6 protein-coding genes are annotated in these 24,583 nt (G+C 55.5%); 1 reads left to right on the forward strand and 5 read right to left on the reverse strand.

Annotation, left to right across the window (positions count from 1 at the left end):
* Nucleotides 1–30: 30 nt before the first annotated feature.
* From MMB75_RS19645 to MMB75_RS19665, 5 genes are all read right to left on the reverse strand, one after another.
* A complete protein-coding gene (locus tag MMB75_RS19645) occupies nt 31–1,764 on the reverse strand; it encodes an ABC transporter ATP-binding protein (protein ID WP_277509964.1) in 1,734 nt (577 codons plus the stop codon).
* Nucleotides 1,761–3,587 (reverse strand): ABC transporter ATP-binding protein, encoded by a 1,827-nt coding sequence (locus MMB75_RS19650; RefSeq protein WP_045245424.1) that lies wholly within the window; start codon nt 3,585–3,587, stop codon nt 1,761–1,763. Before MMB75_RS19650 ends, MMB75_RS19645 begins: the two co-directional genes overlap by 4 nt.
* The gene (locus tag MMB75_RS19655) at nt 3,577–6,885 is read right to left on the reverse strand and encodes a non-ribosomal peptide synthetase (RefSeq protein WP_103042596.1); all 3,309 of its coding nucleotides are present in this window, start codon (nt 6,883–6,885) and stop codon (nt 3,577–3,579) included. Before MMB75_RS19655 ends, MMB75_RS19650 begins: the two co-directional genes overlap by 11 nt.
* Nucleotides 6,886–7,039: 154 nt before the next feature.
* Nucleotides 7,040–22,021, reverse strand: coding sequence for a non-ribosomal peptide synthetase (locus MMB75_RS19660; protein WP_103042597.1), 14,982 nt, complete (start codon nt 22,019–22,021; stop codon nt 7,040–7,042).
* A gap of 140 nt (nt 22,022–22,161) precedes the next feature.
* The gene (locus MMB75_RS19665; RefSeq protein ID WP_123797684.1) at nt 22,162–22,590 is read right to left on the reverse strand and encodes a hypothetical protein; all 429 of its coding nucleotides are present in this window, start codon (nt 22,588–22,590) and stop codon (nt 22,162–22,164) included.
* 1,373 nt (nt 22,591–23,963) lie between these two features.
* On the opposite strand from MMB75_RS19665, the gene MMB75_RS19675 reads away from it, so the two are divergent.
* Nucleotides 23,964–24,266 carry a helix-turn-helix domain-containing protein gene (locus MMB75_RS19675; protein ID WP_052679254.1) on the forward strand — a complete coding sequence of 101 codons (303 nt, stop codon included), beginning with the start codon at nt 23,964–23,966 and terminating at the stop codon, nt 24,264–24,266.
* Nucleotides 24,267–24,583: the final 317 nt, after the last annotated feature.

Below are 24,583 nucleotides of genomic sequence, written 5' to 3' on the forward strand. Positions count from 1 at the left end.
GAGCAAGAAGCCGCCCGCCGTAAAGCGGGTCTAGCCGTACAGCCGGGCGTAATAACCTCCGAGCGCAATCAGGTCCTGATGGCAGCCCCGCTCGACGACCGTCCCTTGGTTCATGACGGTAATCAAATCCGCATGTTCCACGGTGCTGAGACGGTGGGCGATCAGGATGGTGGTGCGCCCTTTCATCAATACGTTCAGGGCCTGCTGTACCCAATGCTGGGATTCGTTATCCAGCGCGGAAGTCGCTTCGTCCAGCAGCAGAATCGGGGCATTTTTGAGAATCGCCCGTGCGATCGCAATTCGCTGCCTTTGTCCGCCCGACAACGACGCTCCTCTCTCTCCCACCGGCGTTTTATACTGTTCAGGAAGTTCCTGAATGAAATGATGAGCGTACGCCGCTTTGGCCGCTTCGATCACTTCTTCATCCGTTGCATCCAGGTTGCCGTAGCGGATGTTTTCCTCAATTGTGCCGGTAAACAAGAACGGCTCCTGCGGAACGTATGCAATCTGCCTGCGGATTTCGTCCAGCGTGTAATGGCCGAACGGTTTGCCTTGGATCAGGATTTCTCCGCTGTCCACAGGATAAAAGCCGAGCAGCAGCTTGATCAGCGTACTTTTGCCGCTGCCGCTGGCCCCCACGATAGCGGCGACCTGTCCGGGAAACACCTGCATGGAGATGTCGACAAGCACCTTTTTATCCGCCTGATAGGAAAATTCCACATCGCGAAACTCCACCGCAGCCTCCGACACGAGCTCGCTGTGAGGAGATCCCAAACGCTCCGGTTCCTCTTCCTCTCTTAGTACTTCTTGAATCCGGTGAGCGCCCGCGAGCGAATTTTGGGTCATCGACAGAACCGTCCCCAAGTTCAACAAGGCGTGCGTCAGATTCACTTGCAGAACCGCCAGGGCGGCGACGCTTCCCATTCCCATCAGTCCGTAGGCATAAAGAAGACTGCCGATGACGATGATGCCGCAGAACGTGACGTAGCTGATAAAATGATTCACCGCAGCCTGCATGCCGTTCTTCTGCGCGGTTTGCCGAAGCGTCTGCGTCATTTGTTCGTTCAACGCCTCGTACTGGCCGTAAATCGTGCGGATGCGGAACAGCTTCACAATTTGAATGCCGCCCATAAAATCTTTGAATTTTTCGGTCATTTTACCGAGCGTTTGCAAGCCTTGTTCGGACAAGGCGCGAATATCCCGCGCAAATTTCAGGCTGACCACGGAGGACAGCAGCAGAATGACGAAGGATACACCGGCAAACCGCCAATCGATCAACACCATGGAGACAATGGAGCCGATGCAAAAGACAACTTGAAGCAGCAAAACAAAGTAAACCTGCGAGAATGTAAACTCAACGGTCGTTACGTCATTGTTCACCCGCGACAGCAAGTCCCCATGGTGCGTCTGCTCCAGGAATCTCGGCCGCACCCGGCACAGCTTTTCATAAAGACGTTCGCGGATATTCAGCACAGTCAGCTCGACACTACGCTGGTATAAGTAAATGAACCAGGGAGAAATCACATTTTCCAGGAACAAGGCCGCGCCCAAAATAATAAAGGCTTCCACTATCAGGGACGTATCTCGGGACACGGCGAAATCAACCAAGTTATGTACGACCAAGCTGAAGGCGATCAGGAACAATGTCTGGGTGAGCGCCGTCACTGCCAGGCCAATGGCGTACTGGGTTTTGCGCTTGCGGTTCATAAACATCAGCAAGTAGCTTAGTTCTTTCACTTGCGAGAGCCATCCGCCCTTTTTCATGTGTACGCCACCTCCCTGCGTTCGGCAGACTCGGTAAATTCCTGATAGTACGACTGGGCGTACAGTCCCTTCATCTTCAGCAATTGTTCATGAGTGCCCTTTTCAACAATACTCCCCTGTTCCATGACCCAAATTTCGTCGGCGTTTTGTACTGTAGAAAGCCGGTGGGCAATAATCATCGTCGTTCTCTGCTTCATCAATACGCCCAGCGCTTCCTGAACCGCGCTTTCCGACTCCGGATCAAGAGCCGACGTTGGCTCGTCCAGTAGCAGAACGGGAGCATCCTTCAGAAAAGCCCGGGCCATTGCAATGCGCTGGCGCTGCCCGCCGGACAAAAAGCCTCCGCGCTCTCCGACATACGTCTGGTAGCCGTCGGGAAGCTGCATAATGAAGGAATGCGCCTGAGCGGCTTTGGCGGCTTCGATAATCTCGTCCATCGACGCTACTTCCCGCCCGTAGCCGATATTTTCAGCGATCGTGCCGCTAAACAAATATGAATCCTGGGTTACCACGGAAAAATGCGACCGAAGCTGCTCCGGATCGGCGCCGTGGATCAGGCTGCCGAACACGCGGATCTCGCCCTGGTCCTCCGCAAGCGGATAAAAGCCGCATACAAGCTTAAATACCGTGCTCTTCCCTCCGCCGCTCGCTCCGACAAGCGCGATCGTCTTCCCTTCCGGCACCGAGAAGCTAACATTCCGCAGGATCGGGGAGCTCTCCTCATACCCGAAGGTTACGTTCTGAAACTCGATGGGGGCGGCGCTCGCTTTCGGAAGCGAACGACCATTTTCCATTTCGGTCGGCTGCTCGACGATTTCGGAGACCCTTCTCAGGGCACCGGTCATTTCGAACGTCCGCGTGATGAGCTCGGGAATATGCTCCAGCGGTTCCAGACACAGATTCAGCAAGTACAGGAAGGCGATCAGCTCTCCCGCTCCTAGCTGCCCTTTGTAGATCAAATAGCTTCCGTAACTGACGGCGAAAATGATCGGGCTGATCATCAACGTGGAAAGCAGCGGGTTGACCCAGGCTTCCCGCTTTTTCACGGCCAGCTTTTTTTGGGCCGTCAATTGCAGCAGCACTTGGTAGGAGCGAGATAACATGCCGGATAGCAGGTAGCTTTTTACAATAGGCATGCCCCCAAGCGTATCCTGGAGGTTGACGTTCATTCGGCCCATGTTCGCCTGGGCTTCCTCCGTCAACCGCTCCAACTGCTTGCCGATCCATTGGGAAACCAGCAGCGCTACGGGAAATAACAGCAGGCTGTACAGCATCAGCTCCCATTGGAGGTAGAGCAAATAAGCGAAACAGCCGATGAACAACAGCGGATGATAAAACCACTGGGCGAGGTCCCGAATCATAAACTGCTGGATGAGCTGCAGGTCGTTGTTGATCCGCGACAATACGTCGCCGGAGTGCTGCTTTTCTAAATAGGAGACCGGGAGTTTACCGATATGACGCATGACATGGTTGCGGATATCCTGCACCGCAGAGGCGCTGCTTCGCTCCACGCCGAAGCTCATGAAAAACTTCGCCGGCACACCGATCAAGATGACCACAAAGACCGCGTACACGATTTGCAGAACGATTGGCCCCGCCCCCTTCTCGGCCTGGGTGGTCAGCTGCTCGATCAAACTTCCCGTCCATATCTCAATAACGGCGGCGGCAATCGCGGACAAGACACCGACGATCATCCAGCCTTTGTGACGGCTTACATAGGACATCAGCCAGCGGAACGCTTTCCAGGCGGCGTAAGCGGTTTGGCGCTTGAAAGGCGCCGCTGTGCCTTGTTCTTGAACAGACGGCTGTCGGTCAGCTTCCATGCAGTACCCCGGCCTCCGCTTCGATCTGCCGCTTGACTTGCTCTAAGATGTCCCGGATGACGACGGCCGTTTCGTCCACGCGCGCGAGTTCCAGCAATTCCTCGTGCGCACCCTCCAGCCGGTAATCGGCGTAAGCTTGCGTCGTTGCCCCCCGCCAGGAAGGCAATTGGTGCTCCAGGCGGAACGCTTCGCTGTCCTTCGCAATCAGTTCGTAAATCCTGGCCGGGATCGTGCCGGAATTAATGAGCTGCGCTTCGTACGCCAAGGTCGCTTTGACCTTCCGATGAACCCGCTCCCGCACGAGCGGGTTGCTCATTAATTCCTTCTCTTCTTCGTCGAAATCGGCAAGCGTTTCTTCAAGCTCTTTCTCCGACGTTTCGGAAGGCGTCAGCGTGTGCTTAATCCACGAGTCCACCATAAGCACGTCTGTTACGGAATACCCTCTTTTCTCCATCGTTTTGGCTACCTCGAACGTCAGGTTTCCTCCGAAGCAGTAGCCGAGCAGCACGTAAGGTCCTTCCGGCTGGATGCGGACGATCTCGTCCACATAACGGTTCAGCATGGCCTCGTAATCGACGGCATCGTCGATAAAATCAATGCCGTAGAGCACGGACCGACCGTCGAGCCTGCTTGCGAGCTCTCGGTAACCGATGCCGAAGCCGCTGCCCGGAGGGAAGCAGAACACGTTCAGATTTCCTACTTTATTCAGCTTAATGAAGGAGTCTCCCCCTTTATCCAGGCCCAGATCCCCCTCTCCGAAAGCCATGGCTTCAACTGTTACATTGTGGAATTGGCGGTTCAGCGGTATCTCGATGCCCGTTTCATCGTAAACGGCTTGAACGAGCCTCATCAGACTTAACGAATTGCCACCCAACTCAAAAAAGTTATCCTTTACGCCGACCTGCGGAACGCCAAGCGTATCCTGCCAGACGCGGGCGATCTTCATTTCGAGCAGCGTTCTCGGCGCGACATATTCCGTTCCTCGGGCCGCGGCTTCCTCCGGCGCGGGCAGCGCTTTGCGGTCGATTTTCCCATTCGGCGTCAGCGGCATCCGCGAAAGCTGCACGAGGTGCGAAGGAATCATATACCCGGGAAGCTGCTTGGCGAGCTCCTCCTTGAGTTCATGCACCGCCAGCCTCGTTTCCGCAACGTAGTAAGCGACAAGCTGCTTTTGGCCGTTCGCGTCGTCGCGGTCGAGCACCTTGGCTTCTTGCACGGCGGCGATCTTCAGCAACTGCGTCTCGATTTCGTCCAGCTCGATCCGGTACCCGCGGATTTTCACCTGATGATCGATCCGGCCCAGGTATTCGATGTTGCCGTCCGGCAGCCAAGCCGCCAAGTCGCCCGAGCGGTACAGTTTCTCCCCCTCCGCAAACGGGGAATCGACGAACTTCTCCGCCGTCAGATCCGGACGGTTCAGGTATCCTCTCGCAAGGCCTTCCCCGGCCACGTACATTTCGCCCGCTACACCGATCGGCACAGGGCGGCGGCTTTCATCAAGGACGTACACCCTCAGCGTCGGGATCGGCTTGCCGATATTGCTTTTCGCCGCCTCCATTTCGACCCACGTGATTTCCTTATATGTAACGTGAACCGTCGTCTCGGTAATGCCGTACATATTGATCAGCTTCGTCTCCGGGTACTTCGTCTTGAAGCCCTTGAGCAGCAGCGGACTCAGCGCTTCGCCCCCGAAGATGACGTTGCGAATCCGCAGATCGTACGGATGGTCCGCCAAGACCTTACGCAGCAGCTGGTAGAAGTACGTTGGCGTCTGGTTCAAAATCGTGACCTGTTCGCGGCCCAGCAGCGCCAGGAAATCGGCTGGATTTTTCGCTGTGAGCGGCGGTACGATGACCAGCTTGCCTCCGTTCAGCAGCGCTCCGTACATTTCCCAGACGGAGAAATCGAAGCAGAACGAGTGGAACAGCGTCCACGTGTCGGACGGCCCGAAGTCGAACAGATTCTTGTCGTTGAACAGGAGGCGCACGACGTTCTTATGCTCAATCAGCGTTCCTTTCGGTCTGCCGGTCGTTCCCGACGTGTAGATGACATAAGCCAGGTTGAGCGGCCCGGAAATCGGCTCTAGGTTCGAAGCGTCCAGCGCACCTTCGGAGTCCGCCCCTCTGTCGCCCCAAACGAAATCGTCCAATTCGAGGCGCGTTCCTGCGAAGTCGGTCTTCTCGTGCAGATGCTTTTGAATCAGCAATAACGGCGCACCCGAATCCTCGATCATGAAGCGGATGCGCTCCTCCGGGTAGTCGGGATCGACAGGCACGTATGCTCCGCCCGCTTTGAGAATCGCCAGAATGCCGACGACCATATCGAGCGAGCGTTCGGCCAGAATCGCTACCAGCTGGTCCGCTTCTACTCCCGTCTCCCGCAGCTTCCGCGCAAGGCGGTTGGATCGCTCGTTCAGCTCGCGGTAGGTCAGCTGCCGCTCGTTCATGACGGCGGCCACGTTGTCCGGGTAAAGCTCCGCCTGTTCTTCGAACAAGCCGTAAATCGTTTTCCCCCGCTCGAACCCGGTTTCGGTGTCATTAAATCGCTTCAGCAGCGTCTCCCTCTCGTCTGGGGACAGCACATCGGCTTGTCCAAGCTCCAGATCCGGCTGAAATAAAAGCACGGACAGCAGCCGAACAAGATGGTCGGCCGCCTGTTCTACAAATGCCCGCTCGTACCGCTGCCCGTCAAAGCTTATTTCCAGCTCGATGGAGTGGTTTTGGCGGTCGAAGCGAAAAACCGTATCGGCCGCCACCCGGTTACCCAGCGGTTCCGGATGAATCGGGGCGAAGGATGCGACGGTGTTGACGACCGGGAGACCGTCCCCCGTATAGTCCAGATGGAGCGGCTCCACCATTTTCCGAAAAGGCAGGTGCTGATGCTCCAGCGCCTCGCCGATGGAGGCTTTGATGCCCCCGAGCAGCGTTCTAAGCGTAGTCTCGCGGCTTACGGACGTCTTGATCACCAAGATGTCATGCGGCGGCGGAGTCCCGTCGGGGTCTGCGCTATAAGAAGGCATCCCGACCAGCACTTGGTCCCGCCCGGTATATTTGAACAGCAGGCTTTTTACTCCTGCTAAAACAATCATGTACAAAGCCAAATCCGAACCGTTGGCAAGGCAAATGATTCTCTCCGAGATTTCGCTCGGCAGAGTACGGTGAAGCAAACCCGGCTCGGCCGCAGCTTCCCCGTCGGCCGATAATTTGGAGGATTGACTGTAGGGAAGGAAGCTCAGGCTGTCATCGGCGTCAAACTTGCCGCTCCAGTACCGTTCTTCCTTTTCAAACAAAGATTTCATTCGTACCTCCCCTAAAAATGAAGTGACCGCATGCCCCGGCGCAGGTCCGAAAAAGCTTGCTTTCGGCCTGCGCGTTTACGGGCTTGGACGTTGTTCGCCGTCTTCCTTGGGATGCGCGCCGCTTTCGTTTGACGGCGGAGGCGCGCTTGTAGGATTAGAACGCGAATTCGATCGTATCGACGGCACTCTTTGCGCCTGCCGCCGGTTTATGGCATTCAATCCGGCTTAGCTCGAGTTGTGGATTTTTCGCAATTTGAGACAGTACCCGCAGGTAATCCTCGGTCAAGGTGCGGATCATCGCTTCTTTGAACAGCTTGGTGGCGTAGAAGAAGCCCCCACTCAGCGCCCCGTTGTTTTCATACATAAACAGTGTCAGATCGAACTTCGCTTCTTCTAAATGGTCAAGCTCGTAAGTCTTCAGGCTGACCCCTTCCAGCTCGGCGTCTCGTTCTTCGATATTTTGCAAGTCGAAAACGGCATCGAACAGCGGGAAGCGGCCCGGCTCCCGCTTCACATTCAAACGCTCCACGAGCTCCTCGAATGGATAATCCTGGTTCTCGAAAGCACCCAAAGCCGTTTCCTTCACTTCTTCCAGGTAGGACAAGAACGTCTTGTCGCCCGAAGGACGATTGCGGATCGCCAGCGTATTGACAAACATCCCGATGACCGGTTCCAAATCGGCGTTCGTTCTTCCCGCCACCGGGGTGCCCACGATCAAGTCCTCCTGCCCGCTGTACTTGGACAGCAGCACGGTATAAGCCGCAAGCAGCACCATGAACAGTGTGCTTTCACGCTCGGCCGCCAATTCGCGCAGCCGCGCAGAGAGAGAAGCTTCGACGTTGAACTCCAGATGCGCGCCTTCGTAGCTGCGAGCCGCGGACCGTTCGTAGTCGATCGGCAGGTCCGCCGTCGGCAGCTCGCCTTCGAAGGTTTGCAGCCAGTACGCTTCCTGCCGCCCGATCCGCTCTCGGTGGGCCTTCGACTGCTGCCAAACGGCATAATCCTTGTATTGAATGCGCAGTGGCGGCAGTTCTTCCCCGGCGTAGAAACTTGAGAACTCATCGATCACAATCGCCATCGATACGCCGTCAGACACCATATGGTGCATGTCGAAAAGGAGAATATGCAGGTTCGGCTCCAGCTCGATGACCCCGGCGCGCAGCAGCGGCGGCTTGCCGAGATCAAACGGTCGAATGAAGCTGCGGACGATCTGCTCGATTTGAGCCGCATCCTCTTTATCCGCTTGATGATGCTCGATAGCAAAACCGACCTGCGGGTAAATCCGCTGAACCACTTCGCCCTTCACGATTTCAAAACCGGTGCGCAGCGATTCATGCCGTGTTATCAATTTCCGCAAGGCGGCTTCCAACCGGTCTAAATCAAACTCGCCTTCCACCTGCACCAGCTCCGGCATGTTGTAAAGCTGATCCGCTCCATCCAGCGTGTGCTGAATGAACAGCCGTTTCTGCGCGGAGGACAGAGGGTAGTACTCTCTCTCCTCCGCTTGAGGAATGGCCTCATGCTCCCGCCGTTCCATCCGGGCGATCGCCTCAGCCATCGCCGCAATCGTCGAGTGACGGAATACGTCGCGCAGCGGCAGGTTGACGTTTAATTCCTTAAATACCTTGCCCGCCAGCGTCGTCGCCCGCAGGGAGTGGCCGCCGATGTCGAAGAAGTTGTCGTGAACGCCAATCTCCTTCGCAAGCCCCAGCACCTCTTGCCAAATCGCCGCCAGCTTCGTTTCCAGCTCATTGCGCGGTGCGACGTACTCCGTTCCGCTTCCCGCTTCCCCTTCCGGCGCCGGCAGCGCCTTCCGGTCAATCTTTCCGTTCGGCGTCAGAGGCAGGCGCTCCAGCTCCACGAAGTACGACGGGATCATGTACCCCGGCAGCTCCTGCGCCAGCGCGCTGCGCAAATCGTTCACCGCCAGCTCCGCTCCGGTATCCAGCGTGTAATACGCGCATAGCGCCTTCTGCCCGTTCGCGTCACTTCGAACCAGCACCACCGCTTCGCGCACGCCTTTCACCCGCAGCAGCTGCGACTCGATCTCGCCCGTCTCAATCCGGTACCCCCGGATTTTCGCCTGGTTGTCGATCCGGCCGATGAAGTCCACGTTGCCGTCTTCCATCCACCGCGCCAAGTCTCCCGTGCGGTACAACCGCTCGCCCGCGGCGAACGGGCTGTCTACGAACTTCTCTTCCGTCAACTCCGGACGGTTCAAGTACCCGCGCGCCACTCCGACTCCGCCGATGACCAGCTCGCCCAACACCCCGACCGGCACCGGATTCAGATGCGCATCCACGATGTAGAATTTCGCATTCAGCCACGCTTTGCCGATCGGCACATTGCCTGTCTGCGGCAGCTTCGCTAGCTCCTCGTCGTAGAAACTGGAGTCGATCGCCGCTTCCGTCACGCCGTATGCGTTGATGATCCGGAACAACGAGCCGAAGCGCTCCTGCAAGGTCCGGTAATCCCCCACGCTGCAGTTGTCCGAGCTCGTGATCAACAGCTCCATCCGGCTCATATCCAGTTGCTGCTCGTGCACGTACTCCAGGAACGGCACAATCAGCGCCGGCGTCGATTCGAAGATGGTGACCCGCTCCTGCTCAATCCAGTGGTGCAGACGAGACGGATCAATCCGGTCGTCCTTCGGCACAATCACCATCGTGCCTCCGTTGTACAGCGTCCGCGCGATATCTCCCACGAACACGTCAAACGAGAAGCTTGCGAGCTGCAGCAGCCGAACCGGAAACTGATCCAACTGGTATTCCCGCCAGTAGCCCGCCGCCGTGTTCACCAGGCTGCGGTGCTCGATCATCACGCCCTTTGGCTTGCCCGTCGTTCCCGACGTGTAGATCACGTACGCCAGATCCTCCGGACGGGCTTCATGGAAGCTGTTGGTGCCAACATTCTGAGGGCTCTCATCGCCGTCGTCCACAGCATCCGTCAGCTTGCCGGAGACCATCGGCGCATTCGCCCGCTCCTCGCTGTACGACGCTTCGTCGTCCAGGTACAGCACCGCCGCTAGCGCCAGCTCCTCTTCGCCGAGCCAGGCTTCGGCACGCTCTCGCAGCGCCGTTTGCGTCAGCAGCACCTTCGCTCCGCTGTCTTCAAGCATGAACCGCACGCGCTCCGCCGGGTAATCCGGGTCGAGCGGCACATACGCCCCGCCCGCTTTCCAGACGGCCAGCACGGCCACCAGCAAGTCCACCGAACGCTCGGCGAGAATGCCGACGATCGTCTCCCGGCCGATGCCGCTTGCGCGCACCGTGGTCGCCAAGCGGTTTGCCCGCTCGTTCAGCTCCGCATACGTCAGCCGGTCGTTCTCGTACACAACGGCCGTCTCTTCCGGCGTGCGCTCCGCTTGTTCTTCGAACAGCCGATGGAACGCGGCCGCAGGAGCCACTTCCGGCTGCGCCGGGTTAAACGCGCCGAGAATTTGTTCTTTTTCCTCTGCCGTCAGCAAGTTCAGCTCGGCGATCTTCGCATCCGGACGGCTTACGATCGTTACGAGCAGCTGTTCGTAATGTTTCGCCAGCCGTTCGATCGTCTCCCTTTTGTAGAGAGCCGTCGCATATTCGAAGCTGTAATCCAAGCCGCCGTTCTCCTCGCCCACATCCAAGCTGATATCAAACTTCGCGGTATCCAGTGCGCTCGGATAAGGAATCAGGCGAAGCCCTTCCAGCTCAAATTCCTCGTTCTCCGTATTCTGCATCGTAAACAGCGTGTCGAAGAGCGGATTGCGGCTTAAATCACGGGTGACTTGCACCTTGTCCACCAATTCTTCGAACGGATAGTTTTGATGCTCGAAGGCGTGGAGGGTCGTTTCTTTGACTTCGTTCAGGTATGACAGGAATGTCTTCTCCGAAGCCGGATAACTGCGGATAGCCAGCGTGTTTAAGAAAATCCCGATCAACGGCTGTACATCTCCATGATTCCTTCCAGCAATCGGTGTACCGACGATCACGTCTTCCTGACCTGAATATTTATGCAAAAGGACGTTATACGCCGCAAGCAGCACCATAAACAGCGTCGTGCCCGTTTCCGAGGCCAGCTGCTTCAGGCCGTCGGTTTTCGAAGCGTCGAAGAAAAACTCCAGCGTTTGGCCTTCGTAGCTCTGCACGGCCGGACGCGGATAGTCGGTCGGCATTTCCAGCACCGGAAGCTCGCCTTGGAACATGTCCAGCCAGTATGCCTCCTGGCGCTGAAGCCGTTCCTTCTGCTCCTGCGAATGCTGCCAAACGGTGTAGTCTTTGTACTGAATGCGCAGAGGCTCCAATTGCTCGCCGCCGTACAAGCGGACGAATTCTTCAACAAAGATTTCCATCGATACGCCGTCGGAAATAATATGATGCATGTCGTACATTAGAATATGGCGTTCCGGAGCCAGCTCGACAAGGCCTACCCTCAGCAGCGGAGGCTTCGCCAAGTCAAACGGACGGACGAAACGACGAACCGTCTCTTCGGCCTCTTGCTTATCCGCTCGATAAAACTCCACGGCAACATTCACGTCCTGATAAATCCGCTGCGATGCTTCGCCATCCACCATTTCGAACCCGGTGCGCAGCGTTTCATGCCGCGTCACGAGCTTACGGAACGCTTCTTCGAACCTTGCCCGGTCCAAAGCACCCTCCAGCAGCATCGCTTCCGGCATGTTGTAGCTAAGCTCCGCGCCTTCCAGTTGATTCAGGATAAAGAGACGTTTTTGAGCAAAAGATTGCGGGTACACCTCTCGGTCATCCGCCACCGGAATGGAAACGAATGTCTGCTCATCCAGCCGGGAAATGGCGGCCGCCATGCTCTCGATGGTGGAATGGCGGAACACGTCGCGCAGCGGCAGATCCACGTTCAACTCTTTATGAATCTTGCTGACCAGCGTCGTCGCCCGCAGGGAGTGGCCGCCGATGTCGAAGAAATTGTCGTGAACGCCAATCTCCTTCGCAAGCCCCAGCACCTCCTGCCAAATCGCCGCCAGCTTTGTTTCCAGCTCATTGCGCGGTGCGACGTACTCCGTTCCGCTTCCCGCTTCCCCTTCCGGCGCTGGCAGCGCCTTCCGGTCAATCTTTCCGTTCGGCGTCAGAGGCAGGCGCTCCAGCTCCACGAAGTACGACGGGATCATGTACCCCGGCAACTCCTGCGCCAGCGCGCTGCGCAGATCGTTTACTGCCAGCTCCGCTCCGGTATCCGGCGTGTAATACGCGCATAGCGCCTTCTGCCCGTTCGCGTCACTTCGAACCAGCACCACCGCTTCGCGTACGCCTTCCACCCGCAGCAGCTGCGACTCGATCTCGCCCGTCTCGATCCGGTACCCCCGGATTTTCGCCTGGTTGTCGATCCGGCCGATGAAGTCCACGTTGCCGTCTTCCATCCACCGCGCCAAGTCTCCCGTGCGGTACAACCGCTCGCCCGCGGCGAACGGGCTGTCTACGAACTTCTCTTCCGTCAACTCCGGACGGTTCAAGTACCCGCGCGCCACTCCGACTCCGCCGATAACCAGCTCGCCCAGCACCCCGACCGGCACCGGGTTCAGATGCACGTCCACGATGTAGAACTTGGCGTTCAGCCATGCTTTGCCGATCGGCACATGGCCTGTCTGCGGCAGCTTCGCTAGCTCCTCGTCGTAGAAGCTGGAGTCGATCGCCGCTTCCGTCACGCCGTATGCGTTGATGATCCGGAACAACGAGCCGAAGCGTTCCTTCAAGGTCCGGTAATCCCCCACGCTGCAGCTGTCCGAGCTCGTGATCAACAGCTCCATCCCGCTCATATCCAGCCGCTGCTCGTGCACGTACTCCATGAACGGCACGATCAGCGCTGGCGTCGATTCGAAGATGGTGACCCGCTCCCGCTCAATCCAGTGGTGCAGACGAGACGGATCGATCCGGTCGTCCTTCGGCACAATCACCATCGTGCCTCCGTTGTACAGCGTCCGCGCGATATCTCCCACGAACACGTCGAACGAGAAGCTTGCGAGCTGCAGCAGCCGCACTGGGAACTGATCCAACCGGTATTCCCGCCGGTAGCCCGCCGCCGTGTTCACCAGGCTGCGGTGTTCGATCATCACGCCCTTCGGCTTGCCCGTCGTTCCCGACGTGTAGATTACGTAAGCCAGATCCTCCGGACGGGCTTCATGGAAGCTGTCGGTGCCAACATTCTGAGGGCTCTCATCACCGTCGTCCACAGCATCCGTCAGCTTGCTGGAAATGCCGGAGACAATCGGCGCATTCGCCCGCTCCTCGCTGTACGACGCTTCGTCGTCCAGGTACAGCACCGCCGCTAGCGCCAGCTCCTCTTCGCCGAGCCAGGCTTCGGCACGCTCTCGCAGCGCCGTTTGCGTCAGCAGCACCTTCGCTCCGCTGTCTTCGAGCATGAACCGCACGCGCTCCGCCGGGTAATCCGGGTCAAGCGGCACATACGCCCCGCCTGCTTTCCAGACGGCCAGCACGGCCACCAGCAAGTCCACCGAACGCTCGGCGAGAATGCCGACGATCGTCTCCCGGCCGATGCCGCTTGCGCGCAGCGTGGCCGCCAAGCGGTTCGCCCGCTCGTTCAGCTTCGCATACGTCAGCCGGTCGTTCTCGTACACGACGGCCGTCTCTTCCGGCGTGCGCTCCGCCTGTTCCTCAAACAGCCGGTGGAACGCGGCCGCAGGAGCCACTTCCGGCTGCGCCGGGTTAAACGCGCCGAGAATTTGTTCTTTTTCCTCTGCCGTCAGCAAGTTCAGCTCGGCAATCTTCGCATCCGGACAGCTTACGATCGCCGCAAGCAAATGTCCGAAATGAGTCGACAACCGCCGGATCGTGCTTTCTTTATAAAGAGCCGTTGCGAATTCAAAGCTGCACTCCAGGCCGCCGTTTTCTTCCGTAACATCCACACTCAGGTCGAACTTGGCCGTACCGTATTCGCTAGGGTACGGGGACAATTTCAGCCCTTCCAGCTCAAACTCTTTATCCTCCAAGTTTTGCAGGGAGAACATCGTGTCAAACAGCGGATTGCGGCTCAAATCCCGGCTGACCTGCACTTTATCGACGAGCTCTTCGAACGGATAATTCTGATGCTCGTAAGCACCTAAGGTCGTTTCTTTCACTTCTTCCAGATACGACAGGAAGGTCTTCTCCGAAGCCGGATAATTGCGGAGCGCCAGCGTATTGACGAACATTCCGATCAAAGGCTGCGTGTCTCCGTGCGTTCTGCCCGCAATCGACGTTCCGACGATCAAATCGTCCTGACCTGTGTATTTATGCAAAAGCACGGTATATGCCGCAAGCAGCACCATATACAGCGTCGTTCCTCTTTGAGCGGCCAGTTGCTTCAAGCCTTCGTTCGTTGCCTCGTCCACGAAGGACGTCAGCGTTTGTCCCTCAAAGCTCTGCACGGCAGGACGCGGATAGTCCGTCGGCATTTCCAGAACCGGCAGTTCACCCCGGTAACGGTCCAGCCAGTAAGCTTCCTCGCGTTTCAACTGCGCTTTTTGCTCGTCCGACTGCTGCCATACCGCATAGTCCTTGTATTGAATGCGCAAAGGCTCTAATGACTCGCCACCGTACAGACGAACGAGTTCCTCGACTAACACGTCCATCGAAACCCCGTCGGAGACGATATGGTGCATGTCGAACATCAGCAAATAACGTTCGGTTGCGAGCTCTACGAGCTCCACCCGCAGCAGCGGAGGCTTCGCCAAGTCGAAAGGTCGGATGAAGGCCTGCACGACTTCAGGCGCTTCTTCCTCGCTCGCATGACGGTACTCGACGGCAAAGTCGACGCTCTCGTAAATGCGCTGTACTGCTTCGCCTTGTACGATCTCAAAGCCGGTTCGTAGCGTTTCGTGCCGTACGATCAGTCCGCGGAAAGCCTTCTCCAGCAGGCTCCGGTCAATCGATCCTTCCAGCAGCAGCACGCCCGGCATGTTGTAGCTCTGATCGGACCCTTCTAGCTGATTCAGGATAAACAGCCGCTTCTGAGCTGAGGAAAGCGGATAATATTCTCTTACGCCTGCCAGCGGAATCGACGAGAATGACTGCTCTCCGATCCGGGTGATGGCGAGAGCCATCTCTTCGATCGTCGAGTAGCGGAATACGTCGCGCAGAGGCAGCTCGACGTTCAGCTCCTGATGCACCTTGCTCACCAGTGTCGTCGCCCGCAGGGAATGGCCGCCCAGGTCGAAGAAGTTGTCATGAACGCCGATGTGCTCCAATCCGAGTACGCTTTTCCAAATTCCGGCCAAGCTGGCTTCCAGCGGAGTCCGAGGCGGAGTACGTCCTTCGCCCGGCTGCAAGCTCTCCTCCGGCGTCGGAAGGGATCGGCGGTCGACCTTGCCGTTCGCCGTCAGCGGGAGCCGCTCCAACTGGATCAGGTACGCCGGGATCATGTAGGCCGGCAGTTCCTGGGAAATCACGTTCTTCAACTCGGCCGCTGGAAGCTCGCGGTCCGCTTCATAATAGGCGCAAAGCTGCTTCTCGCCGAAGGCGTTTTCCCTCGCGAATACCGTCGTTTTCCGAATTCCCTCCACTTTCTGAAGCTGAGCTTCGATCTCGCCCAGTTCAATACGGAAGCCGCGGATTTTCACTTGGTCGTCCGTCCGTCCCACGTATTCGATCGTGCCGTCCGGCAGCCATTTGGCCAAATCCCCCGTTCGGTACATGCGCTCTCCCGGTACAAACGGATTGTCGACAAATTTCTCCGCCGTCAACTCCGGCCGGTTGTTGTAGCCCCGTACCAAACCTTCTCCGCCGACGCAAAGCTCTCCAGCCACGCCGATCGGCAGAAGCTTATTCCGGCTGTCGACGATATACACCGTCGTATTGCTGATCGGCCGTCCGATGGGTACGGTAACCGCCGACTCATCGACAAAGTCGACCGGAAGGTACGTGGTATAAACCGTGCTTTCCGACGGGCCGTACAGGTGGTTAAGCCTGCCCGGTCCGATATGGGCGAGCGCTCGACGCACATGGCCGACCGACACGCGCTCTCCTCCAAACAAAATCGCCCGGACATCCCGCAGGCAGTCGACGTTCACATCTACAAGGACGTTGAAGTAAGCCGTCGTAATCAGCATGACCGAGATGCGCTCGTGCTGGATGAGATCCGCCAGCCGGCCGATTTCCAGCAAAGTCTCGCGGGGAACCAGCACCAGCCGCGCCCCATTGGTCAAAGCGCCGAAAATATCGAAAATCGCTCCGTCGAACGAATAGCTTGAAAGCTGGAGGACATGATCCCGCTCGGTGATGTCGATATAATTCGTATTTCGCACGATCCGCACGATGTTGCGGTGCGAAACAAGGTTGCCTTTCGGCTTGCCCGTTGTACCTGACGTATAGATGACGCAGGCCAGATCTGTCGCTTCGGTGCCCGGATTAAGATTTGTGCCGTCCTCGTGATAGAAGGACTCGTCATCCAGTAAGATCACGGAGTCCGAACCCGCTAGGCGCTCGCGCAAGCGGCTTTGCGTCAGCATGACCTGCGCTCCCGAATCCTCGATCAAGAAACGGATACGCTCCTCGGGATATTCCGGGTCAATCGGTACGTAAGCCGCTCCGGCTTTGTGTGCCGCCAGCATACCCACCACCATTTCGATGGAACGCTCAGCCATAATGGCGACCAGACGGCCTTTGGATATCCCGTGGCTACGCAAGGTACGGGCAAGGCGATTGACGCGTTCGTTCAGCTCGCGGTAGGTCAGCTCTTGCTCATTCAAGGAGATGGCAGCTGCATCCGGGATGCGCTCCGCCTGCTCTTCGAACAATTGAATGAGCGTCTTCCCGCGCGGAAATTCCGTGGTAGTGTCGTTAAAACGTCCGAGAAGGTCGGCCTTTTCCGCCTCCGTCACAAGTTCCAGCTCGCCTACTGTAATTTCCGGGTTATCCGTCACCTGCTCCAGCAGATGGACCAGATGCCCCTTGAGCCGCTCGATGCTGTCTTTATCGAACACCTCTGCGTTAAAGTCGAACCGAATTTCGATCTCGTCTCCCGGCACCACGGTCACGTTGAAGTTATAGTTCGTCTGCTCCTCCATCTGAACGTCAGCGATCGTCAGGTCGCCGTGCTGCTGGTCGCCCGCCTGCTCCATCTGCTCGTCCACCGGATAGTTCTCGAAAGCGATGATATGGTTGATCAGGTTCTGCTTTTGCACGCTGCGGGCTTGAATTTCATACAGCGGATAGTAATCATAACGCCCAGACTCCAGCGCCCGCTCTTGGAGCTTCACCATCAGGTCGGCGAACACGGTGTCCGCTTCGCTCGTGACGCGGACCGGCACCGTATTGATGAACAGCCCGATCATGGACTCGATGCCCGGGATTTCCGCCGGTCTTCCGGCTACGACGCTGCCGAATACGGCATCGTTTGTCCCGTTATATTTTTGCAGCATCACGCCCCAAGCGGCTTGCAGCAGCGTATTGACCGTAACCAGGCGCTGTTTCGCCACCCGGTCCATTCGCTCGCTCAAGTCCTTGCCGAGCTCGGCGGTGACGTGATCAGCCGTAAATCTGCCGTTTGGCGCCGGTTCCTTTTGTCCTGGGAGTACGGTTTGCCCTTCATAACCTGCCAGGAATGCCGTCCAATAGCCGGATGCCGCCTGATCGTCCTGTTTCTCCAACCATTCGATATAAGCGCCATAATCCGATCCCTTATCTCCCGCTGGCTGCTTGTCGGATGCCAAGGCCGAATACGTCTCAAACAGCTCCTGCGTCAGCTGCGGCAGGCACCAGCCGTCCATCAAAATATGCTGGAAACTCCACAGCACATGATAGCTTTGCTCTTCGGTGCGCAGGATCGTAACCCGAACGAGCGCGTCATGTTCCAGGTCGAAGCCGCGAAGCTTGTCATCCTCGGCCTTTTTATCCAAATACGCTTGTTTCTCGTCCGCCTGCAAATGGAGCAGCTCTTCATATTCAAAGCCGACCGGCTTGTCGCGGTATATGATTTGCAGCGGCTCGCCCGCCGGTCCTTTCACAAAATTTGCCCGCAGCACCAGGTGACGTTTCGCAAGCTCCATCCAGCTCCTCTCGAAAAGCTGGACGTCGAGTGCTCCCCGCATCGTAAACCGCGTTTGCTCGAAGTAAGCGGCCGTCTGCCGGTCAAGCGCGCTGTGGAACCACATGCCCTTCTGCATCGGCGTAAGCGAGTAAATATTTTCGATTTCCTCGAGATGGTCTGAGCGCTGAGCGATTTGCTCCAATTCTGCGATGGTCAAGCCTTTAAATTGCACGTCGCTCGGCGTCAATTCGGTGTTTTCTTTGCCTGCGCAGTGGGTAATGAGCTCTCGGAGACTTTGCTCAAGCCGCTGAGCGAAGGCTTCCATCGTTTCCTTGCGATACTGCTTCCGGCTGTAGCTGAGATCGAGCGATAAAGCGCCGTCCAGCACCATGCCGTTGATATCCAGCACAAAGCTGCGGGCCTGCCGGTCGCTGGCCGGGCTGCCGCTGGAATAAGAAGATATGCCGATCTCGTCCTGGTTGACATCATCGTCGAACTGGCCGAGGTAGTTAAAATTAATTTCCGGCTCTGCACCCCAAACAAAGCCATCCTCCGATTTGGAGAGATAGCGGCATACGCCGTACCCAAGCCCTTTGTTCGGAATGCGGCGCAAGCTTTCCTTAACCTGTTTAATCTGATAGGCCAAATCCCGGTCGGTTTCCGGCTCCAAGACGACCGGAAACTTGGTCGTAAACCAGCCGACTGTGCGCGTGATGTCGATATCCGTTCCGATCGATTCGCGTCCGTGTCCTTCGAGATTGATCCGCACCCGTTCGTGTCCCGTCCACTTGCGAATGGCTATGCCGAGCGCCGTTACCAAAATATCGTTCATTTCGGTGTTGTAGGCCCGGTGAACCCGCTTCAGCAGCAGTTCCGTTTCTTCGGGAGTCAAACAGACGAACAGCGATTCGCTGTCCTGCTGCGTCGTAACGTCCGCCTCCAGATCCTTCGGCACGGCCGGAACCGCAATTTGTTCCACGGCCTGCCAATAGGCCCGTTCCTTCGCCATCTCCGGGCTTTGCACGTAAGCGGCCAACTGCTCGGACCAAGTGCGGTACGCATCCGTTTTCGCCGGGAAACGAATTTCCTCACTTTTGCCGGCCTGCTCGTAACCCAGGGCGAAATCCTCCATCAAAATACGCCAAGACACGCCGTCCACCACGGCATGATGAACCGCGAGCAGCAAATGATCGCCGTCCGCGCATCGGAACAGTCCTGCCTTCACGAGGGGCCCGTTCTCCAGATCGATGCCCGCTTGAATGTCCGTTGCCTTCGCTTCCACAGCCTGCGCGGTATTCTCTGCATCCTTGAAGTCGAACACGTCCAGCGTGAACAGCCCGCCTTCTTGAATCGCACGGTTCCGCGCGCTAAACCCTTGTTCCGTTTTGCGGAACACCATCCGCAAGGCGTCATGATGCTCGGCCAGCTTTTGCAGCACCTGACGCACCGTCTCTTCGTCGAAGCGTTCCTTCCGGTACAGTATCACCGACTGGTTGAAATGATGCGGGTCCGCAAAGGAGCTCTCGAAAAACCAATGCTGAATCGGCGTCAGCGCCGTTTCACCCGTTATTTCGCCTTGATCGATGGTACGTCCGATCGGTTTCACATGCAGGCTGAGCTGTGAGATAGTCGGATATTTGAACAAATCCCGGATTTCCAGCTTGTACCCAGCTTGATGAAGCCGCGAAGATACTTGAATGGACTTGATCGAGTCTCCGCCCAGCTCGAAGAAATGATCCGTTACCCCAACGCGATCGGCGTTCAATACCGCCTGCCACACATCGGCAAGCGTCCGCTCGGCTTCATTGCGGGGAGCTACGTACGCGCCGCCGGTCAGTGCGTTTCCTTCCGGGACGGGCAAAGCCTTGCGGTCGATTTTGTCGTTCGGCGTGAGCGGCATCCGCGGAAGCTGAACAAAATGCGCCGGAATCATGTAATTCGGCAATTTTTGCGCCAGCGCGCTTCTCAACTCGCCGAGCGTAAGCGGGTGGCCCGCGACCAGGTAAGCGCACAGTTCTTGTCCACTTTTGCCTTCCCGCGCGATTACGATCGTCTCCTGCACGGAGTCGATCTTCAGAAGCTGCTCTTCAATCTCGCCGATCTCGATCCGGAATCCACGGATTTTCACCTGATGATCGATCCGGCCCAAGTACTCAATATTTCCGTCCGACAGCCAGCGGGCGAGATCTCCCGTCCGGTAAAGGCGTTCTCCCGGCGCAAACGGATGTTCCACGAACTTCTCTGCCGTCAGCTCCGGATGGTTCAGGTAACCTCTCGCAAGCCCCACGCCTGCCACGCACAGCTCGCCGTCCACTCCCGGAGGCACAAGCTGCAGGTGGGCATCCAAAATAAAAATCTGGTGATTGGCCAGCGGGCGCCCGATCGGAATAACTCTGCGCTCCGACTGCTCCTCATCCGCATCCCAAAGCGTCGTAACAATCGAAGCTTCGGTAGGGCCGTAAGCATTGAAATAGTGGACCTTCGGTTTCCACTGCTGCACGAATTCAGCCGATACCGCAGAGCCTCCCGTTACGAGCTTCGTTAAGCTGGGAAGGCGGTCCGGGTTCAAATAAGCGCTGTACGTTGGAGGCAAAATCGCCGCCGTAATCGCATGCTCGTTCATATAACTCTCGAACAAGCGGGTGTCGAGAATCGTCTCGGCCGTCGGGATGTACAAAGCCGCGCCAAAATAGAGCGCTTTGAACATTTCCCAGCAGGACGCGTCGAACGACAGGCTGGCGAATTGAACGATCCGGTCATGCTCCGTGATGCCCAGCCTGTCCGCGAACATCAGCTTCAAGCTGACCAAACCGCGATGCTCCAGCATGACCCCTTTGGGTTTGCCCGTTGTACCTGACGTATAGATGACATAAGCCAGATCATTCGGACCGCTGGCCGGCTCCAAGTTCGAGCCATTGTCGTTGTAGGCCTGCTCGTCATCCAGCGCCAACACGGTTCCTTCGAACGGCACCTGCTGCAGCAGCTCCCTTTGAGTCAGCAGCAGCTGCGCGTTCGAGTTCTCCAGAATGTAGCGGATGCGTTCTTCCGGGTATTCCGGGTCGATCGGCACGTAGGCACCGCCAGCTTTCAGAACCGCCAGAATGCCAACGACCGTCTCCAGTGATCTCCTGGCCATCAAGCCTACCAGCTGATTGGGCAGCACACCGACCGATCGCAGCGTCCGCGCCAGCCGGTTCGCCCGTTCGTTCAACTCCGCGTACGAAAGCCGCCGACCCTCAAAGACAACCGCCGTCGCTTCGGGCACCCGCTTCGCCTGCTCCTCCACGAGTTGATGAATCGTCCGATCACGGGGATAGTCCTTCTCGGTATCGTTAAAGCTTTGCAACAATTGAAATTTCTCTTCCTCCGATAGCATGTCCGCCCGCACGATCTCCAGCTCCAACTCGTGAAGCCCCACGGACAACAGGCGATTCAGATGGCCAACGACCCGAGTCATGAACTCGGAGTCATATAAGTGCTCGTTATATGACAACGCTATCTGTATCGTCCCGCCCGTTAAGCTGAATTCAAAGGAACAATCCGTGACCACGTTTTGCCCAATTTCGTCCAGGTGCAGCTCCTTAAGGGATACTAGCGTATGGACGACGGGTATCCCGTCTGCATATTGCAGATCCAGCTTCTCCGTCATTTTCAAGAACGGAATATGTTGATGCTGAATCGCTTCCGGCAAGGAAGTCCTCAGCTCGCTCAGAAGCGTTTTAAAAGTCGCACCCGCCGAAAGCGAGTTTTTCAAAATGATCGTATGATTAACGGATCGGCGCGTCTCCTTCGGTTTCCGTACAACCGGCATGCCGACCAGAATGTCAGAAGCGCCTGTATATTTATACAAGAGTGACTGAACACCTGCGAGCAAAATCATAAAAGTGGCCAGCGGAGCGCCCTTGCTCATTTGAAGGACGCGCTGCGCCACTTCCTCCGAAAGCGTCCCGCCGACGGTTGTCATAATGGGCGTCAGGGAGCTTGGAGCTTTGCTGTAAGGTAGCCGCGTCAAGGTATAATCGTCGCTACCGAATTTTTCGTTCCAAAACAACGTTTCTTTTTCAAAAGCCATCTGGATCGTTCCCCTCTCTTCATCGGTAAAAGCAATCCGGCGGAGCATATGCAGCAGCAACGCTCCAGCCTCGCTCTCCGCCTTTTCAAACATGTGCCAACAATGTCAATGGCTTTCGCCAGGTCACCGCTTCGCTTGCCCGGTTGATCGCATGCGGCAATCCTCTGTCTAGCAGCTGCTCGGCTCCCATGCGTGAAAGACAACAAAGAGCATCGTTCTACGCAAGAGAAGCGCTACTTCCGGCTCCTCTGCTTCATTATGCTTGCTGCGGACGAGCCGCCCGAAGACGGTCTTTGGTTTAACAATGGGTTCGGAATTGGATTCGGGGGTTGGACAAGGGATGTTCCTCCCATCGATGTAAGGCTTGCTGTAGGGTTCCGGCTGGCCAGCAGGAAGTCGGCCGTACCTCCGGATTCGGCACCGGAGCTGCCTTTGTCGAAGCCTATGTTTAAGGGATATTGATACACTCTATGTACGATTTGTGTATTCCCCCGCCTGGTGTGGATAAGTAAAGATCGGCTGCGGGGTAGTGAGCTTTTCCTGACGATTAGATGTGACGATGGTGCTGCATGAGGCTCAAAGAATGCTCCGTATGGCATGAACCGGACAGCCCTTGGATTGGCGGAGAATTCCAGCTTTTCAAAAATGATCACGCGCTTCATCCTCCATCGGAATTGGGATAAGGTTGGATTTGTCCTTTCTGAACCTTCCGACGTCATGGAGCAACATACTCTCGGCTGTCATTTTCCACAATTGTCGGTCCCCGCATGCCGGCTTGCTGGGTAGCCAGTGGACTGGTCTCTCGCGCACAGCTTGGATAGGTATAAAAACCATCAAATTCTATTTTCTATCATAATTGGAAAGTTGACCTATGTAGAATTATATCAAAATTTCCAAGAATGTATAGTAAAACTTCAGTTAAATTTGGTCTGTCCAACATAAGATGTTAATATTTTGCCTAAAAAGAGCGAATGGAGAGGAAACGCTGGGAATGGTTTGCCATCAATGAGGAATTCGACGAATGTCGACATTCAGACGGGGTGCCGGCCGATTTGGGAGATCTTCCCTGTAGATATTCTCTGCCGGTGCTCCGAATCCTTGCACTTTGCGATAACTTAACATGATTACCTAACAAATTTCTGGAAGCCTAGCTGAAAACGTGACTGGATGTCAGCTAGATATTCTGCTGGAAAATCCGCGAAAAATCCCGCAAGGTATCTTCCGTCAGATAAAAGAGATACCTCCCGATGGGAAGCCATTTTCTAAAATAATCATGGATTGTAGAGTAGGCTGTATTAGATGAGTCATATCCACTACCCAATAGCGCTTCGCTATTAAATATTTCACGATTTGCATGCAGTACCCACTTGGTAAACCAAATAATTCATCTTGTTCTCTTGTAACTTTCGCAAAAAATATGCAATAAATTTTATACTTTCTTCTTGTTTTATTGTAAGTAACATATCTGTATTCATAATGATGGGAAGCTTATTCTTGGGGTCAGTTGGATGTTTAATGCCTAACTTTTGTGCAATATAGAGGGTTTTATCTAGGGGTAATAAAGGAATTGTTCGCGAATATCAATCACTTGCTCTGACCACTCCATTTGGTAATGATGTGTCAATTCAAAGTGTTTAGACAGATAATGGTGAAGTCGACCACTTTTTCAACCAAGAATTCGAGTAACTATCCCTATTGAAGGTACATCATGTACAGTCAACCAAGGTTTATATTCCAAAAAGTGGCCTTGACCTCTTCCTTCTTTGATTTTCCGTTGAATAGATGCTATAGATCTACTCCTAAGATATATTTTAGGTTTACTTCAAAATACAAATGTAGAATATAACAACTCACAGCTTTATACAATAGCATAGTAATATTTTTTAGCTATATTTTACTTCGTAGCCTATTCATAGGCTACTCGTAGGGTATGAATAAGCTATAATATGGGCTATTAAGTAGGCAAAATTAGTAAGCATATGGGTCGGGTTAAAACCTATTTGATATTCTCAATAGAGGTGAACTCATAAATACTTTGGGACACCAATGTAGAAATTTAAGACTACTCCATAAATGGACACAAGAGGAACTTGCTAATAAAATCGGGGTAACTAAACAGGTTGTTTCTAATTGGGAGCGAAATGTAGCACGGCCTGAAATTAATCACTTAATATCTTTAGCAGAGGTTTTTGATGTTACAACCGATTATTTACCCTGTATTGCTAATCAAATGCCGTTCCCCTACTGTGTGGACTCAATTGATACAATTCATTCGGACCTTAATAACGAGAAAATCATAAAATCCTTTGATCTTTTAGCATTTCTCTTCGGACAATAAAGTTGTGTACAAAAATCCAATATATGTGATTTATATTTTTTATTAAAATTCTAAAAATATGAACGTTAATTCCTTATAAATATGTTGTCCTGTTGTCCGAAGAAAATAAAGTATTAGACTGGTGAGCACTTCATTAAGCCAACTGGCAGAATAGTGAGAGAAAATGAACATTCTTAAAGCGGTGCCACTGAGGGTAGAGGAATAACTGTGTTGCTATTAAAGCTGGATGGATTACTATACGAAATATAAAGGTCAAATAGCCGGGTTCATTGAAAGGCAGCGGTACTCCCACTAAAACGAGTAAGGGTGTACTACTG

The organism is Paenibacillus sp. P2(2022), assembly GCF_029522175.1.
In the GTDB taxonomy this organism is placed as follows: domain Bacteria; phylum Bacillota; class Bacilli; order Paenibacillales; family Paenibacillaceae; genus Paenibacillus; species Paenibacillus polymyxa.

Coding starts and splice junctions, on each gene's coding strand:
- MMB75_RS19645 (WP_277509964.1), bottom strand. CDS start 1,764: ATGAAAAAGGGCGGATGGCTCTCGCAAGTGAAAGAACTAAGCTACTTG.
- MMB75_RS19650 (WP_045245424.1), bottom strand. CDS start 3,587: ATGGAAGCTGACCGACAGCCGTCTGTTCAAGAACAAGGCACAGCGGCG.
- MMB75_RS19655 (WP_103042596.1), bottom strand. CDS start 6,885: ATGAAATCTTTGTTTGAAAAGGAAGAACGGTACTGGAGCGGCAAGTTT.
- MMB75_RS19660 (WP_103042597.1), bottom strand. CDS start 22,021: ATGTTTGAAAAGGCGGAGAGCGAGGCTGGAGCGTTGCTGCTGCATATG.
- MMB75_RS19665 (WP_123797684.1), bottom strand. CDS start 22,590: ATGAAGCGCGTGATCATTTTTGAAAAGCTGGAATTCTCCGCCAATCCA.